General features: G+C 37.6%; 13 protein-coding genes and 1 pseudogene. 6 read left to right on the forward strand and 8 right to left on the reverse strand.

Annotation, left to right across the window (positions count from 1 at the left end; all coding sequences use genetic code 11):
• Positions 1–269: 269 nt before the first annotated feature.
• A complete protein-coding gene (locus tag AVFI_RS03305) occupies positions 270–1,829 on the forward strand; it encodes an AbgT family transporter (RefSeq protein ID WP_054776003.1) in 1,560 nt (519 codons plus the stop codon).
• A 73-nt stretch (positions 1,830–1,902) separates the two neighbouring features.
• Here the strand turns inward: AVFI_RS03305 and AVFI_RS03310 are convergent, their stop codons facing one another.
• From AVFI_RS03310 to AVFI_RS03320, 3 genes are read right to left on the reverse strand one after another with little or no spacing between them, the layout of a single operon-like run.
• A complete protein-coding gene (locus AVFI_RS03310) occupies positions 1,903–2,538 on the reverse strand; it encodes a helix-turn-helix transcriptional regulator (protein WP_054776002.1) in 636 nt (211 codons plus the stop codon).
• Between the two features lie 59 nt (positions 2,539–2,597).
• Positions 2,598–3,875 carry an L-cysteine desulfidase family protein gene (locus AVFI_RS03315; protein WP_005417964.1) on the reverse strand — a complete coding sequence of 426 codons (1,278 nt, stop codon included), beginning with the start codon at positions 3,873–3,875 and terminating at the stop codon, positions 2,598–2,600.
• Between the two features lie 25 nt (positions 3,876–3,900).
• Positions 3,901–4,281 (reverse strand): Rid family detoxifying hydrolase, encoded by a 381-nt coding sequence (locus tag AVFI_RS03320; protein WP_017018632.1) that lies wholly within the window; start codon positions 4,279–4,281, stop codon positions 3,901–3,903.
• 296 nt (positions 4,282–4,577) lie between these two features.
• On the opposite strand from AVFI_RS03320, the gene AVFI_RS03325 reads away from it, so the two are divergent.
• Positions 4,578–5,882 (forward strand): SLC5/6 family protein, encoded by a 1,305-nt coding sequence (locus AVFI_RS03325; protein ID WP_017018631.1) that lies wholly within the window; start codon positions 4,578–4,580, stop codon positions 5,880–5,882.
• A 106-nt stretch (positions 5,883–5,988) separates the two neighbouring features.
• Positions 5,989–7,229, forward strand: a protein-coding gene (locus AVFI_RS03330; protein ID WP_408580290.1) for an IS3 family transposase whose coding sequence is annotated in 2 segments (ribosomal slippage) — positions 5,989–6,358 and positions 6,358–7,229 — 1,242 coding nt in all. Because the reading frame shifts where the segments join, the coding sequence is not laid out codon by codon here.
• Positions 7,230–7,263: 34 nt separating this feature from the next.
• Here the strand turns inward: AVFI_RS03330 and fghA are convergent.
• On the reverse strand, positions 7,264–8,106 hold the full coding sequence (fghA, locus tag AVFI_RS03335) for an S-formylglutathione hydrolase (protein ID WP_065597218.1): 843 nt from the start codon (positions 8,104–8,106) through the stop codon (positions 7,264–7,266).
• A 217-nt stretch (positions 8,107–8,323) separates the two neighbouring features.
• Complete coding sequence (locus AVFI_RS03340; protein ID WP_005417972.1) at positions 8,324–9,472, reverse strand: S-(hydroxymethyl)glutathione dehydrogenase/class III alcohol dehydrogenase; 1,149 nt, start codon at positions 9,470–9,472, stop codon at positions 8,324–8,326.
• 175 nt (positions 9,473–9,647) lie between these two features.
• Here AVFI_RS03340 and AVFI_RS03345 point away from each other — a divergent pair, with 175 nt between their 5' ends.
• From AVFI_RS03345 to AVFI_RS03355, 3 genes are all read left to right on the forward strand, one after another.
• Entirely contained in the window at positions 9,648–10,520 is an 873-nt protein-coding gene (locus AVFI_RS03345) for a LysR substrate-binding domain-containing protein (protein ID WP_012533647.1), read from the forward strand.
• On the forward strand, positions 10,521–11,045 hold the full coding sequence (gene tadA / locus AVFI_RS03350; RefSeq protein WP_065597216.1) for a tRNA adenosine(34) deaminase TadA: 525 nt from the start codon (positions 10,521–10,523) through the stop codon (positions 11,043–11,045).
• Between the two features lie 148 nt (positions 11,046–11,193).
• Positions 11,194–12,422, forward strand: a protein-coding gene (locus tag AVFI_RS03355) for an IS3 family transposase (protein ID WP_408580437.1) whose coding sequence is annotated in 2 segments (ribosomal slippage) — positions 11,194–11,557 and positions 11,557–12,422 — 1,230 coding nt in all. Because the reading frame shifts where the segments join, the coding sequence is not laid out codon by codon here.
• A 46-nt stretch (positions 12,423–12,468) separates the two neighbouring features.
• Here the strand turns inward: AVFI_RS03355 and AVFI_RS03360 are convergent.
• From AVFI_RS03360 to AVFI_RS03370, 3 genes and pseudogenes are all read right to left on the reverse strand, one after another.
• Positions 12,469–12,627 carry a hypothetical protein gene (locus tag AVFI_RS03360; RefSeq protein WP_012534071.1) on the reverse strand — a complete coding sequence of 53 codons (159 nt, stop codon included), beginning with the start codon at positions 12,625–12,627 and terminating at the stop codon, positions 12,469–12,471.
• 144 nt (positions 12,628–12,771) lie between these two features.
• Positions 12,772–13,788: pseudogene (mltF, locus tag AVFI_RS03365) on the reverse strand (membrane-bound lytic murein transglycosylase MltF); the annotation flags it as partial.
• A 39-nt stretch (positions 13,789–13,827) separates the two neighbouring features.
• Positions 13,828–15,056 (reverse strand): IS3 family transposase gene (locus AVFI_RS03370; RefSeq protein ID WP_408580437.1). Its coding sequence is split into 2 segments (ribosomal slippage): positions 13,828–14,693 and positions 14,693–15,056, totalling 1,230 coding nucleotides; the frame shifts between segments, so codons are not numbered across the junction.
• Positions 15,057–15,155: the final 99 nt, after the last annotated feature.

Raw genomic sequence — 15,155 nt, forward strand, 5'->3', positions numbered from 1 at the left:
ATAATTGTTGGTATGAATTTTGTTTATTAAAGCGCCGAAAGGCGCTTTTTTTGTTTCCATTGTAATGTAAATATTAACATTGTTAGATAGATGTTTCATTGAAACATTAATTTACAAATTAAACATTTGTATAGCGCTGAAAATGCAATGTATTAAGCTTTTCTTGGCAATATCTGGTTTACACTGATTTAGCAAAGGAATAGATAAAGAATAAAAAAAATCAAATCTCTTTATCTTTAAATACAACATTACAGAAAATGGAGTTACTAATGAGTAACCAAGTAGCAGAGAAAACACCTAAGCTTAGCGGCATGGATCGTTTTCTGAATACAATTGAACGAGTAGGTAACAAGATACCAGATCCTGCACTACTGTTTTTCTGGGGCCTTTTAATTGTTTGGGGTCTTTCAGCGCTATTATCACAAGTACAATTTGACTTAATTCACCCAGTAACCCAAGACGCGGTTCAAGTGAAAAACCTTTTAACTGGTGATTCTCTAGCAAACTTTTTAGCAACGATGGTAACGAACTTCACGGGCTTTGCTCCTTTAGGTATCGTATTGGTTGCTATGTTAGGTGTAGGTGTTGCAGATTCTTCTGGCTTTATTCAAACTGGTCTAAAGAAAATGCTTAACTTTACGCCAGCTAAACTATTAACACCTATGCTTATTCTTGTTGCTATCGTTTCGCATACAGCAGCAGATGCAGGTTACGTTTTAGTTATTCCTCTAGGTGGTATTATTTTCCACGCAGCAGGCCGTCATCCACTAGCTGGTATTGCAGCAGCATTTGCTGGTGTATCTGGTGGTTTCTCTGCAAACTTTATCCCATCAGGTATTGATCCATTACTGGCTGGCTTTACGCAAACTGCGGCTCAAGTACTAGATACGTCTTATATTGTTAATCCATTAGCAAATATTTACTTTACTGGCCTTTCTTCAATTCTAATTGTTGTGATTGGTTGGTATGTAACAGATAAGATTATCGAGCCTCGTTTAGCAAATACACCAGTAGACGAAGATGCTGAAGAAGCGCCTGATCTAGGTTCATTTACTGAGATTGAATCTAAAGCATTCAAATTTGCTGGTTGGGCGATGGTTGCAGGTATTGCATTATTAATTGCTTTAATCTACCCAGAAAACTCAGCACTTCGCTCTCCTGATGATGAAATTACATCATTCTCAGCACCATTAATGAAGTCAATTGTTCCACTTATCTTCATTCTATTTATTATTCCTGGCATTGTTTATGGTCGTGTTTCAGGAACATTTAAGAGCAGTAATGATGTAATCAAAGCAATGTCACAAACGATGGGTACAATGGGTGCATACATGGTTATGTCATTCTTCTGTGCACAATTCTTAGTGGCATTCAGTCAATCAAACATCGGTACAATTCTAGCAATGTACGGTGCTGATTTCTTAAAAGCGATGGACTTACCTGGTCAAATGACCATTATTGGTATGATTTTGCTAACGGCAATGGTTAACTTATTGATTGGTTCAGCATCTGCTAAATGGGCTCTAATTGGTCCTGTATTAGTACCTATGTTAATGGGTGTTGGTATTTCACCTGAACTTTCTCAAGCGGCTTACCGTGTTGGTGATTCAGTTTCGAATATCATCTCTCCTTTAATGGTATTCTTCCCATTAGTAGTGGTTTACTGCCAACGTTACGTTAAGTCTACGGGTATCGGTACTCTTGCTTCACTAATGATGCCATTCTCTATTGCTATGTTAGTTGGTTGGACAGTATTCCTACTTGCATACTGGGCTCTAGGCATTCCACTAGGTATCCAAGCGCCATACACATATAATCTTCCAGGTTAATTTGTATTAGTAAAAATAAAGCCCTGAGAATGTTGAGTTCTCAGGGCTTTTTTATGAGAGCAAAGAAAGGGGATTACTTGAACTTTCTTAGGTATCGATAAACAGAATCTTTAGATACATTAAGAATATTCGCTGTTATCTGAATCGCATCTTTAATATTAAAAGCCCCTTGATGATGTAAGCGCTCAACGATCGTTCTTACTCGGCGTGAAACGGCAATGGTTTCATCTTCAAATACATCATGTTGTATTTTGGCTATTGAATCAGTAAGCATTTCAATACTGTCTTTGGCAAACGTTTCTGGTGACGCGGTGAGTTGATTCGTTTGAGGAAACAGATCCATAAAGAAACTGTTCATAGGAACATCAAGATTTGAATTAATACAAAGTAAGGCAATTGGGGTGCCATCTTCATTTCTAATCATCGATGTGACAGAGCGTAGCAATTCCCCTTTTTCGGTACGAGTAAAATAAGGGGTAGAGACATCAGAATCTGTTTTTAATTTCTCTAGTGCTAGGTTCGTGATAGGCGCACCGATGCCTCGGCCTGTTACATGCCCATTAGCTATTTTAATAATGGATGGGTTATCCGAGTCTAAAGAGTGCAATACCACTTCTACATGTTTACCAAACATTGCAGCAATGCCATCAACAATACTGTAAGTTGATTTGAGTATGAGTTTATCGGCTGTAGTCAGTTTATGTAGCATATATGTTCTTTATGTTGGTGAAATGAGATGTCACTTAACGGGTAAGTGACATCTTTTCATTATGACGCCATTATTTCAATGATTTCATGATCAATATTCGGCATACCTGTTGTGATCATTCTGCCAATGTTTTTAATTGTCTTTTCAACATCATCAGCGATCACACCTTGTTTCGTTACACAATGATCATTTAGTGCTAATAGAGCGGATTTCATTGCTGATTGAGCGCTACTTCCCACTTTCATTGCACATGTTGATTTTGCACCGTCACAAATCATACCGCTGGTATCACTGATGGTATTTTGAATGGCTGAGCAAGATTGTTCAAACGTGCCACCAGCTAGATATACCATCGCCATTGATGCTGCTGCAGAAGTAACAGCATTACCACAAAAAGCAGAAAGTGGTGGGTAGTGAGATTTAATGTAAATAGCACCAAGATGACTCATGATAAAAGCTCGAGCTAATTTTTCATCATCAGCATTAAAAAAGTCAGCCATTTTTACTACTGGAATAGTCGCAGCAATGCCTTGATTACCACTGCCATAATTTGACATGGCTGGTAGCGTTGCGCCTCCCATACGAGCGTCAGACGCTGCAGAAGTATAGATCAAAATGTCACTATCTAGACTTTTAGCAAGTAACCCTTTTTCAATGTTCTTTTGATAGGTGCGACCGACTTCTAAACCGTAAGGGTTATTTAAACCTTCTTGAGCAAGAGCGATATTTAACTCTTTTGCTTCTAAAATAAATTTAATGTCATCAAACTCTGCTTGGGTAGCAAAGTCATAAATTGATGAGATAGTGATATCAACACCATCACAAATTGACGCTGTAGATGTTTTTGGTAAAGAGGAATCCAGCGTGAAAATGACGTTATCATCAAGACGTTTTTCAATAATTAGAGTGTGACCACCGCTAATCGTAACTTCAGCATTATGAACTGCATTTTTAGCAATAACTCGGCAATAAATAAATTCGTCAGTGGTTTCTCTTTGAACGACTACGCAGCCATTATCAATGAGCTTTTGTGCTTCATCTACTTCTTCTTCAGTTATCTTTGCTAATACTTCTAAGCCAGCATCAGGATTGCCACCTATTGCCCCTGTTGCTGCTGCAATAGCAAGACCAACTCTACCTGTTCTTGGTACAAAAACACCCATGCTATTTTTGTATAAGTTATCAGAAACAAAAACATCTATTGTTTCTGGTTTAGAACCAAGCATTTGTGTAGCCACGCTTGCAGCATAAGCGGCACAAATTGGTTCAGTACAGCCAAGAGCTGGTTTTACAACACCTTGTAGAATATCAATGTACTGTTTCCAGATAGAGTTCATGATGGTCACCTTTTATATCTAATTATTATTTTTGATGTGCAATCGCTTCAACTTCAACTAATACGCCAAGTGGAAGATCTTTAACGGCAAAACATGAGCGAGCAGGGCAGTCTGTTTTGAAAACGGTTTTGTATACTTCGTTAAACGCAGCGAAATCAGCAATATTTGCAAGGTAACAAGTTGTTTTTAAAACTGTGTTTACATCACCGCCACCAGCTTCAATAACGGCAATTAAATTTTGCAGAGACATTTGTGACTGTTCTGTGATTCCACCTTCAACTACTTTAGAAGTAGAACCATCTACAGGTAATTGACCTGATGTAAAAATAAGACCGTTAAATTGTGTGCCATGAGAATATGGGCCAATAGCTTCAGGTGCAGATGCAGCAACAATAATTTCTTTCATATAAACCTACTTACTTGCAATAAATTTTGAATTTTAAGTTATTTTTTAAGTTATGCAAAAATAATTGCATTAAACTTGTTGGGTGAATTTATGCTTAATTGGTAGGCAATGCAATAGGTTTTTGTTATTTTTGTGTTTATTTTTCGAACTGAGATCTCGCTATCATTTCAAATAAATTTGCATTGTTATTTTTATTATTAGGAGTAAATTCTTCAAAAGTTGCATTTGTACCTAGAAAGTATGATGCATTATTAATAATAAAAAATAGCGTACCCTACACAAAGATGGAGTTTTATATGAACACAGCTACATTGCCGAGTCATCATCATGAGAGAGATGGAATGAATGACTCTGAGTGGAAAAAAGCGACGAAATTCGATAGTACTGATATTGGTTGGATTGTAATCAGTATTGGTATGGCCATAGGCGCAGGAATTGTATTTTTGCCTGTACAAGTTGGCATCATGGGGCTTTGGGTGTTCCTTTTATCTTCAATTATTGGTTACCCAGCCATGTATTTGTTTCAAAAACTTTTTATTAACACTCTCGCAGAAGCAAAGACATGTACGGATTACCCAGGTGTTATTACTGGTTATTTAGGTAAAAACTGGGGGATAGCTTTAGGTGTTCTTTATTTCATAATGTTGGTTATTTGGGTGCTGGTTTACTCGCTAGCAGTCACTAATGACAGTTCATCATACTTGCATTCTTTTGGTGTGACTGAGGGGCACTTAAACGATAACGTATTTTATGGTTTAGGCCTGATTTGTATTCTTGCATTCATTGGTTCAAAAGGTGAAAAGTTACTGTTTAAACTTTCTGGTTTTATGGCTGTAACGGTTTTATCTTTAGTGGCAATTATGGGGTTATTATTGGTATCTCGTTGGGATATGGCAAATATTCCAGCAATGGGAACATTTGGACCAATGCTAAAAGATGCGATTATTACCTTACCTTTTACTTTAACTTCTATCCTGTTTATCCAATCATTAAGCCCTATGGTGATTTCATATCGTTCACATGAAAAATCTATTGAGGTTGCTCGTTTTAAAGCGCTACGAGCAATGAATATTGCTTTTGGTATCTTATTTGTTGTTGTTTTCTTCTTTGCTGTTTCTTTTACTTTTGCGATTAGCCAAGAGCAAGCAGCAGAAGCAATGAATAAAAATATTTCAGCACTAGCGATTATTGCACACTATTTCCCTGGCAGTTGGGCAACGGTTACAGGTATCGTGATTAATATCTTCGCTGTTGTGACATCATTCTTTGGTGTGTTTATGGCATTCCAAGAAGCGTGTCGTGGTATTGCCATGAATATACTATTAAGACGTATGGATGAATCTGCGATTAATAAAGAATTGGTAAATAAACTCATTACTGTATTCATTATTTTACTTGCATGGTCTGCTGTTGCGTTAAATGCGCCTATCTTATCTTTTACCTCGATTTGTAGTCCTGTTTTTGGTTTGGTTGGTTGTTTAATTCCAGCTTATCTTGTGTATAAAGTACCGACACTTCATAAGTACAAAGGGGTAGCAACAAATCTAATTATTATTACTGGTATTCTGCTTTGTATCTCTCCAATACTTGCATTTATCTAAGATTAATTTTCTAAATAACATAAAAAAGCCCAGAGATATCCTCTCTGGGCTTTTTCTATTTATGCTGTCTCGTCCTGAAATGTGTTTACACATTTAGGACTTTTATATGACAAATCAAGAAAAAACAAAGAATAAGCGAACTCAACGCGATTATTCATTAGGCTTTAAATTGCAGCTTGTTGCCGCTATAGAAGAAGGCGATATGACCTATAAGCAAGCTCAAAGCATTTATGGCATTCAAGGTCGCTCTACCGTACTTACTTGGTTAAGAAAACACGGTAAGATGGACTGGTCTCAATCACCTAAGATTATTATGCCTAAATCCCCGAAAGCAAAAGAATCACCTGCCCAAAAAATTAAACGTTTAGAGCGAGAGCTTGATGATGAAAGAATGCGTAATTTATTACTTAATGAAGTCGTAAATATCATGGACGCAGAACATGGTGCAGGCCTTAGAAAAAAGTATATTGCCAAGGAGCAAGAAGTCTTCAAAAGCAGAAAATGATTAGCTTAGAGCGAGCTAGTCAGCTACTTGGCATTACAAGACAATGTATATACCAACAAGAACGTAGAGCTTTGAAACGTGCTGTTGAACTTTCACCAGTTAAAAATATGGTGCAAGAAATTCGTCGATATATGCCTCGTATTGGAGGTAAAAAATTATATTTTTTACTTAAACCCAAATTTATCACTCATGGCATAAAGTTAGGCAGAGATAATTTTTTTTCTTATTTAAGGAATGAGTGTTTACTAGTAAAACCTAAACGAAGTTACACAAAAACTACCTACAGTAAGCATTGGATGAAAAAACATCCTAATTTACTTAAAGAAGTAATACCTCAAGCTCCTGAAGAGGTATTTGTCAGTGATATCACTTACGTTCAATCACAAGAAGGTGTTCATTATTTATCATTAGTAACAGATGCTTATAGTCGAAAGATAATGGGATATGAATTAAGTGATGAAATGAAAGCTACTGATGTAGTCAAAGCTCTTGATATGGCGATAGAGAGTCGTCAATATCAAAGGAGTACGATTCATCATTCAGACCGAGGATTACAGTATTGCTCAAAGGTTTATCAGGAAAAGCTGAATAAAAATGACATTAAACCATCAATGACGGATGGGTATGATTGCTATCAAAATGCATTAGCAGAGCGAATAAATGGGATACTTAAACAAGAGTTTCTTTTGTATGACTGCAAAGATTTAGAGGAGTTAAGACATCTAGATGAAGAATCTATTTTTATTTATAATGAAATGCGACCACATTTAAGCTTGGGAATGAGTACACCAAATCAAGTACACAAAAAAAGCCAAGTGCGTACGCACTTAGCTTTCAATTAAAAATCGTCAACGTATTTTAGGACGAGACATGCTGTTATTTATTTAAGTGAGAAGCGTGGAATTTTAAATGTTCATCAATAAATGTTGAGATGAAGAAGTAGCTATGGTCATAGCCTGGTTGCATTCTAACTTCAATATCAGTTCCTGATTTCTCTGCTGAAGAGAGAAGGTATTCAGGTTTTAATTGTTCTTCTAAAAAGCCGTCAGCTTCACCTTGGTCAACTAAGATTGGAAGTTTTGAGCCTTTTTTAAGAAGTTCAGAACTATCGTATTCTAACCAAGCTTCTTTATTATCACCTAAGTATAAACCTAACGCTTTTTGTCCCCATGGACAGTTAATTGGGCTAGCAATAGGGCTAAAGGCAGAAATAGATTGATACATATCTTGGTTTTTTAAGCCGATGGTAATAGCACCATGACCACCCATACTGTGACCAGAAATCGATTTTTTATCTGATACAGGGAAGTGTTCTTCGATTAATGATGGTAGCTCTTTTGTCACATAGTCATACATATGGTAGTGACGGTTCCAAGGAGCTTGAGTTGCATTTAAGTAGAACCCTGCACCTAGGCCAAAATCGTATGCACCTTCTGCATCATCAGCGACGTCTTCACCGCGAGGACTTGTATCCATAGCCACAATAGCAATACCTAATTCAGCTGCTTTTTTGAAAGCACCAGCTTTTTGCATGAAGTTTTCATCAGTACAGGTTAAGCCTGATAACCAGTATAAAACAGGAACCGGATTACTTTCAGATGCGTTTGCAGGTAAGAAAATAGCAAAGCGCATATTGCAGTTTAGAGATGATGAAGTATGTGTGTATTGTTTGTGCCAACCACCCGCAACTTTTGCTTGGCTGATATTTTCGATTGTCATGATGAGCCCTTTTATATTTGATTCGTATCAGCGAGATCACTGTATTGAATAGGTATCTACTGGTTGATTTTGAAGTGCTTTAAAATAAAGGATGAAACACTCAGTAAGATTATCTATAAATTGCGCCACCCACGCAGATAAGCATACTGTCTTTATATAAAGCACTTGGAGATCAAAAGTAGAATAGGGGCTAGAGTATCTAACCCCTCACTTTTACTTATTTATCCATATGTAGAACAGTACGGATAGATTTACCTTCGTGCATTAGATCGAACGCAGCGTTTACATCCGCAAGACCCATAGTGTGAGTGATGAAGTCATCAAGCGCGAACTCACCTTGCATGTAACGGTCAACGATACCTGGAAGTTCAGTACGGCCTTTAACACCACCGAATGCAGAGCCACGCCATACACGACCAGTCACAAGTTGGAACGGACGAGTTGAGATCTCTTGACCCGCACCAGCAACACCGATGATGATTGATTCACCCCAACCTTTGTGACAACACTCAAGAGCCGAACGCATAACGTTAACGTTACCGATACATTCGAAAGAGTAATCAACACCACCGTCAGTCATTTCAACAATCACTTCTTGAATTGGCTTGTCGTAGTTCATTGGGTTGATGCAATCAGTCGCACCTAATTTTTTAGCCAGTTCGTATTTACTTTCGTTCAAGTCAACACCGATGATGCGACTTGCTCCCGCCATTTTTGCACCGATAATAGCTGAAAGACCGATACCACCTAGACCGAATACAGCAACGGTGTCGCCTTTTTCAACTTTAGCAGTGTTAAGAACCGCACCCATACCTGTAGTAACCCCACAACCTAGAAGACAAACTTCTTCAAGAGGGGCATCTTTAGATACTTTCGCTAAAGAGATTTCAGGAAGAACCGTGTATTCAGAGAACGTAGAGCAACCCATGTAATGGAAGATAGTTTCACCGTTAATAGAGAAACGGCTAGTCCCATCAGGCATAAGGCCTTGGCCTTGAGTTTCACGAACCGCTTGGCAAAGGTTAGTTTTGCCAGATTTACAGAATTTACACTCACCACATTCAGCAGTGTAAAGAGGGATAACGTGGTCACCGACTTCAAGACCCGTTACGCCTTCACCCACCATTTCAACAATACCGCCACCTTCGTGACCTAAGATTGAAGGGAAGATGCCTTCTGGATCATCACCAGATAGAGTGAATAGGTCAGTGTGACAAACACCAGTAGCAACGATGCGAACTAACACTTCACCCGCTTTAGGAAGTTGGACATCCACTTCTTCCATTTTAAGAGGTTCGCCAGCAGCCCAAGCTACCATTGCTTTAGATTTAATGTGAGTTTGACCAGGTTTAATATCAAGCGCCATTGGATTTTCCTTTTAATATATTCGGATGAGCAGTCAACTAAAGCGTAGTTGAGTTTTCTATTTCTGCTCTCTCGTCTTGTTGGGTGCCATTATAAGTATTTCGCATCAATTGATAATACGTTAGAATGGTAAATAATTTTTACGAATACGTAATAATAGTAGTGGAGAATAGCCTGTGATTGATTGGGAAGGGGTAACGGAATTCGTTGCCGTTGCTGAAGCGCAAAGCTTTACAGGAGCCGCTAGAGCTCTTGATACTTCTGTTGCTCAAATTAGCCGTAAAGTCGCGGCCTTAGAGGATCGTCTTTCAATTAAATTATTGATAAGAACGACTCGAAAAGTTTCTGTAACGGAGGCTGGGCAAACTTATTATCAACATTGTCGTCATTTAGTTGAAGGTTTAAAACAAGCTGATAGAGCTATTACAGAGCTAAACGCAACTCCTCAAGGACGCTTAAAAATCACGTCTTCAGTGACATATGGTGAGCAATTGATCGCACCACTACTGAGTGATTTTATGCTGATGTACCCACAGCTTGAACTTGAACTTGTTTTATCAAATCAAACATTAGATTTGGTTGAACAAGATTTTGATTTAGCGATTCGATTAGGGCGTTTAACCGATTCAACCATGATGGCAAAACGTCTATCTAGCCGCCAAGTGCGCGTATGTGCTTCTCCTGGTTATATTGAAAAACATGGTGAACCTCATACCTTATCTGAACTATCGCAACATAACTGCTTAGTTGGTAGCTTGCCTATTTGGCGTTTTATTGAGAATAAAAAAGAAAAAAGCGTAAGAGTAAAAGGTTCTGTTCACTGTAATAGTGGAGCAGCTTTAACGAATGCGGCATTAAAAGGGTTAGGTATTGTTCAGCTGCCTGATTTTTATGTTCAAGAATCAATGGATAAAGGCGAGCTAGTAGAAATCCTCGTTCCTTATCGTGAGCCAAAAGAAGGTATCTGGGCTGTATACCCAAATAACCGACACCTTTCCACTAAGGTTCGTTTATTGGTTGAGTTTTTAGCACAAGAGTTAGCTGAATAAATGAGTGTTAAACAAGAAAGCAGAGATGCAAGTTTCTATATGCAACGAGCAATGGAACTGGCTGCTATCGCAGAACAAGAGGGTGAAGTTCCTGTCGGTGCCGTGATTGTCTTGGATGATGAAATCATAGGAGAAGGGTGGAATCGCTCAATCAGTACTCATGATGCAACTGCTCATGCAGAGATGATGGCAATTAAACAAGCGGGCAGTAAAATTGAAAACTATCGCCTAGTTGATGCGACATTATACGTTACGTTAGAACCATGCCCTATGTGTGCTGGTGCTATTGTTCATAGCCGCATTAAACGTGTTATTTTTGGTGCATCGGATATGAAAACTGGTGCATCAGGAAGCGTGATAAACCTGTTTACTTCAGCAACGGCTTTTCATTTTGTGGAATGTGAATCAGGCGTGATGGAAGACGCATGTCGTTCACAACTGCAAGCGTTCTTTAAAAGAAGACGCAAAGAGAAGAAAGAAGAGAAAAAAGCGAGAAGAGAAGCCGGGGAAAATAACGTTAAATAATATTTAATGCCAATTCTCTTAATGATCATTTCATTAGCTATGTCTCGTCCTAAAATACGTTATTCTAAAAAGGCAAGCCATTACAGGTTTGCCTTTTTTCTTTTGTATGTCTCGTCCTGAAATGTGTTTACACATTTAGGACTTTTATATGACAAATCAAGAAAAAACAAAGAATAAGCGAACTCAACGCGATTATTCATTAGGCTTTAAATTGCAGCTTGTTGCCGCTATAGAAAAAGGCGATATGACCTATAAGCAAGCTCAAAACATTTATGGCATTCAAGGTCGATCTACCGTACTTACTTGGTTAAGAAAACACGGTAAGATGGACTGGTCTCAATCACCTAAGATTATTATGCCTAAATCCCCGAAAGCGAAAGAATCGCCTGCACAAAAAATTAAACGTTTAGAGCGAGAGCTTGATGATGAAAGAATGCGTAATTTATTACTTAATGAAGTAGTGAATATCATGGACGCAGAACATGGTGCAGGCCTTAGAAAAAAGTATATTGCCAAGGAGCAAGAAGTCTTCAAAAGCAGAAAATGATCAGCTTAGAGCGAGCTAGTCAGCTACTTGGCATTACAAGACAATGTATATACCAACAAGAACGTAGAGCTCTGAAACGTGCCGTTGAACTTTCACCGGTTAAAAATATGGTGCAAGAAATTCGTCGATATATGCCTCGTATTGGAGGTAAAAAATTATATTTTTTACTTAAGCCCAAATTCATCACTCATGGCATAAAGTTAGGCAGAGATAACTTTTTTTCCTATTTAAGAAATGAGTGCTTATTAGTAAAACCTAAACGAAGTTATACAAAAACTACCTATAGTAAGCATTGGATGAAAAAACATCCTAATTTACTTAAAGAAGTAACACCTCAAGCATCTGAAGAGGTTTTTGTTAGTGATATCACTTACGTTCAATCACAAAAAGGTATTCATTATTTATCTTTAGTAACAGATGCTTATAGTCGAAAGATAATGGGATATGAATTAAGTGATGAAATGAAAGCTACTGATGTAGTCAAAGCTCTTGATATGGCGATAGATAGCCGTCAATATCAAAGGAGTACGATTCATCATTCAGACCGAGGATTACAGTATTGTTCAAAGGTTTATCAGGAAAAATTGAATAAAAATGATATTAAGCCATCAATGACGGATGGTTATGATTGCTATCAAAATGCATTAGCAGAGCGAATAAATGGGATACTTAAACAAGAGTTTCTTTTGTATGACTGTAAAGATTTAGAGGAGTTAAGGCATTTAGTTGAAGAATCTATTTTTATTTATAATGAAATGCGGCCACATTTAAGCTTGGGAATGAGTACACCAAATCAAGTACACAAAAAAGCCAAGTGCGTACGCACTTAGCTTTCAATTAAAAATCGTCAACGTATTTTAGGACGAGACAGTATGTCTATCGACAAGAGAAGGGTTCACCTGTATCGAATAATGCTTGAGCGTATGAACGTTGACGCTGTAAGACTTTTTTATGGTTATTCAGTAGCTTTCTACGACGTTGTGTACTGCTTCTTAGCGTACTTTTACTTTTTGGTTTTCTTCTACCAGAGAGCATAAACTCCCCCTAATTAAACGAATAAAAAGCGCGTTATTGTATTTGTAAAACGCGCATAAAAATAAATGATGTGGAATGCAGATTAAGCCTCTATTGTTACCGTATTATGACGATGAATCTGCGATAAGATTCACCATTATAAAATTACTTTTTAACCTCAATGGCTTGGCTAACACTGGCTTCTGCTGATGATAAAGGAACATCGATGACTTGTAGATCTTCAACTGTCAGCTCTTCTTGTTTTAACTTGTTCGCTTGCTCTTGTTCGTAACCAATAATACTTTGATAATAACGTCTAATATTTTCAACGTAATTTTGCGCTTCATCACCACGTGCAAAACCATAACGTAAGTATCGGTAATAACGCTGTTGACGAAGCAGCGGTAAATTGTCTTTCACATCAGTCCATGAATCAGGATCGCCACCTAAACGCTGTGTTAGACGTCTTGCATCCATCATATGACCAAAACCGATGTTATATGAAGCCAGTGCAAACCAAATCTTCTCATGTTCAGTAATTGAGTCAGGAACACGTTTCACAATCCGACGTAAATATTCAGCGCCACCACGAATACTTTGTTCTGGATTTAAGCGATTTTGAACCCCAACTGATTGCGCGGTTGGTAGTGTTAGCATCATCATCCCACGAACGCCTGTTGGTGATTTTGCCAATGGGTTCCAATGAGATTCTTGATAAGAAAGCGCTGCAAGGAATCGCCAATCAAAGTCGCCCGCGTATTTTTTAAATAGAGGTTCCCACTTTGGTAGTTTACTTTCTAATGCACGGATAAAGGCGCGAGTATCTACATAATCAAAAGATTCTACGTGACCAAAATATTTTTCTTCAAGAAGGGCAAGTTTACCGCTTTCTTTCAACTCACCAAAAAATTCAATTAATAGCGCCTGTAAGCTGTCATCTTCGGTTTGTTGTAAGAACCATGCAACGGGTTGATCTTCTGTAACTTCAAAAGCAACAGCCAGATCGGGATGAATACGCTGAGTGAGTGATAACTCTACTGAATCAGCTAAGGTGTAATGTATTTCACCTGTTGCTACTTTTTTCAGAAGCTCACTTACATCAGTATCTGCAGCGGTATTCCAATCAAGATTTGGGTATTTTTCTTTTAATTTTATAAGCGTACCTTCAAAGCTTGAATCTTTGTCTCGTCCTAAAATACGTTGACGATTTTTAATTGAAAGCTAAGTGCGTACGCACTTGGCTTTTTTGTGTACTTGATTTGGTGTACTCATTCCCAAGCTTAAATGTGGCCGCATTTCATTATAAATAAAAATAGATTCTTCAACTAAATGCCTTAACTCCTCTAAATCTTTACAGTCATACAAAAGAAACTCTTGTTTAAGTATCCCATTTATTCGCTCTGCTAATGCATTTTGATAGCAATCATAACCATCCGTCATTGATGGCTTAATATCATTTTTATTCAATTTTTCCTGATAAACCTTTGAACAATACTGTAATCCTCGGTCTGAATGATGAATCGTACTCCTTTGATATTGACGGCTATCTATCGCCATATCAAGAGCTTTGACTACATCAGTAGCTTTCATTTCATCACTTAATTCATATCCCATTATCTTTCGACTATAAGCATCTGTTACTAAAGATAAATAATGAATACCTTTTTGTGATTGAACGTAAGTGATATCACTAACAAAAACCTCTTCAGATGCTTGAGGTGTTACTTCTTTAAGTAAATTAGGATGTTTTTTCATCCAATGCTTACTATAGGTAGTTTTTGTATAACTTCGTTTAGGTTTTACTAATAAGCACTCATTTCTTAAATAGGAAAAAAAGTTATCTCTGCCTAACTTTATGCCATGAGTGATGAATTTGGGCTTAAGTAAAAAATATAATTTTTTACCTCCAATACGAGGCATATATCGACGAATTTCTTGCACCATATTTTTAACCGGTGAAAGTTCAACGGCACGTTTCAGAGCTCTACGTTCTTGTTGGTATATACATTGTCTTGTAATGCCAAGTAGCTGACTAGCTCGCTCTAAGCTGATCATTTTCTGCTTTTGAAGACTTCTTGCTCCTTGGCAATATACTTTTTTCTAAGGCCTGCACCATGTTCTGCGTCCATGATATTCACTACTTCATTAAGTAATAAATTACGCATTCTTTCATCATCAAGCTCTCGCTCTAAACGTTTAATTTTTTGTGCAGGCGATTCTTTCGCTTTCGGGGATTTAGGCATAATAATCTTAGGTGATTGAGACCAGTCCATCTTACCGTGTTTTCTTAACCAAGTAAGTACGGTAGATCGACCTTGAATGCCATAAATGTTTTGAGCTTGCTTATAGGTCATATCGCCTTTTTCTATAGCGGCAACAAGCTGCAATTTAAAGCCTAATGAATAATCGCGTTGAGTTCGCTTATTCTTTGTTTTTTCTTGATTTGTCATATAAAAGTCCTAAATGTGTAAACACATTTCAGGACGAGACATAAAATATAAAAAAAGCCAGCATGTTAATTATGCTGGCTTTTTACTTTTGATTGGATT

Origin of the sequence: Aliivibrio fischeri ATCC 7744 = JCM 18803 = DSM 507 (assembly GCF_023983475.1) — a bacterium.
GTDB classification, from domain to species: Bacteria; Pseudomonadota; Gammaproteobacteria; order Enterobacterales; family Vibrionaceae; genus Aliivibrio; species Aliivibrio fischeri.

Coding starts and splice junctions, on each gene's coding strand:
- AVFI_RS03305 (WP_054776003.1), top strand. CDS start 270: ATGAGTAACCAAGTAGCAGAGAAAACACCTAAGCTTAGCGGCATGGAT.
- AVFI_RS03310 (WP_054776002.1), bottom strand. CDS start 2,538: ATGCTACATAAACTGACTACAGCCGATAAACTCATACTCAAATCAACT.
- AVFI_RS03315 (WP_005417964.1), bottom strand. CDS start 3,875: ATGAACTCTATCTGGAAACAGTACATTGATATTCTACAAGGTGTTGTA.
- AVFI_RS03320 (WP_017018632.1), bottom strand. CDS start 4,281: ATGAAAGAAATTATTGTTGCTGCATCTGCACCTGAAGCTATTGGCCCA.
- AVFI_RS03325 (WP_017018631.1), top strand. CDS start 4,578: ATGAACACAGCTACATTGCCGAGTCATCATCATGAGAGAGATGGAATG.
- fghA (WP_065597218.1), bottom strand. CDS start 8,106: ATGACAATCGAAAATATCAGCCAAGCAAAAGTTGCGGGTGGTTGGCAC.
- AVFI_RS03340 (WP_005417972.1), bottom strand. CDS start 9,472: ATGGCGCTTGATATTAAACCTGGTCAAACTCACATTAAATCTAAAGCA.
- tadA (WP_065597216.1), top strand. CDS start 10,521: ATGAGTGTTAAACAAGAAAGCAGAGATGCAAGTTTCTATATGCAACGA.
- AVFI_RS03360 (WP_012534071.1), bottom strand. CDS start 12,627: ATGCTCTCTGGTAGAAGAAAACCAAAAAGTAAAAGTACGCTAAGAAGC.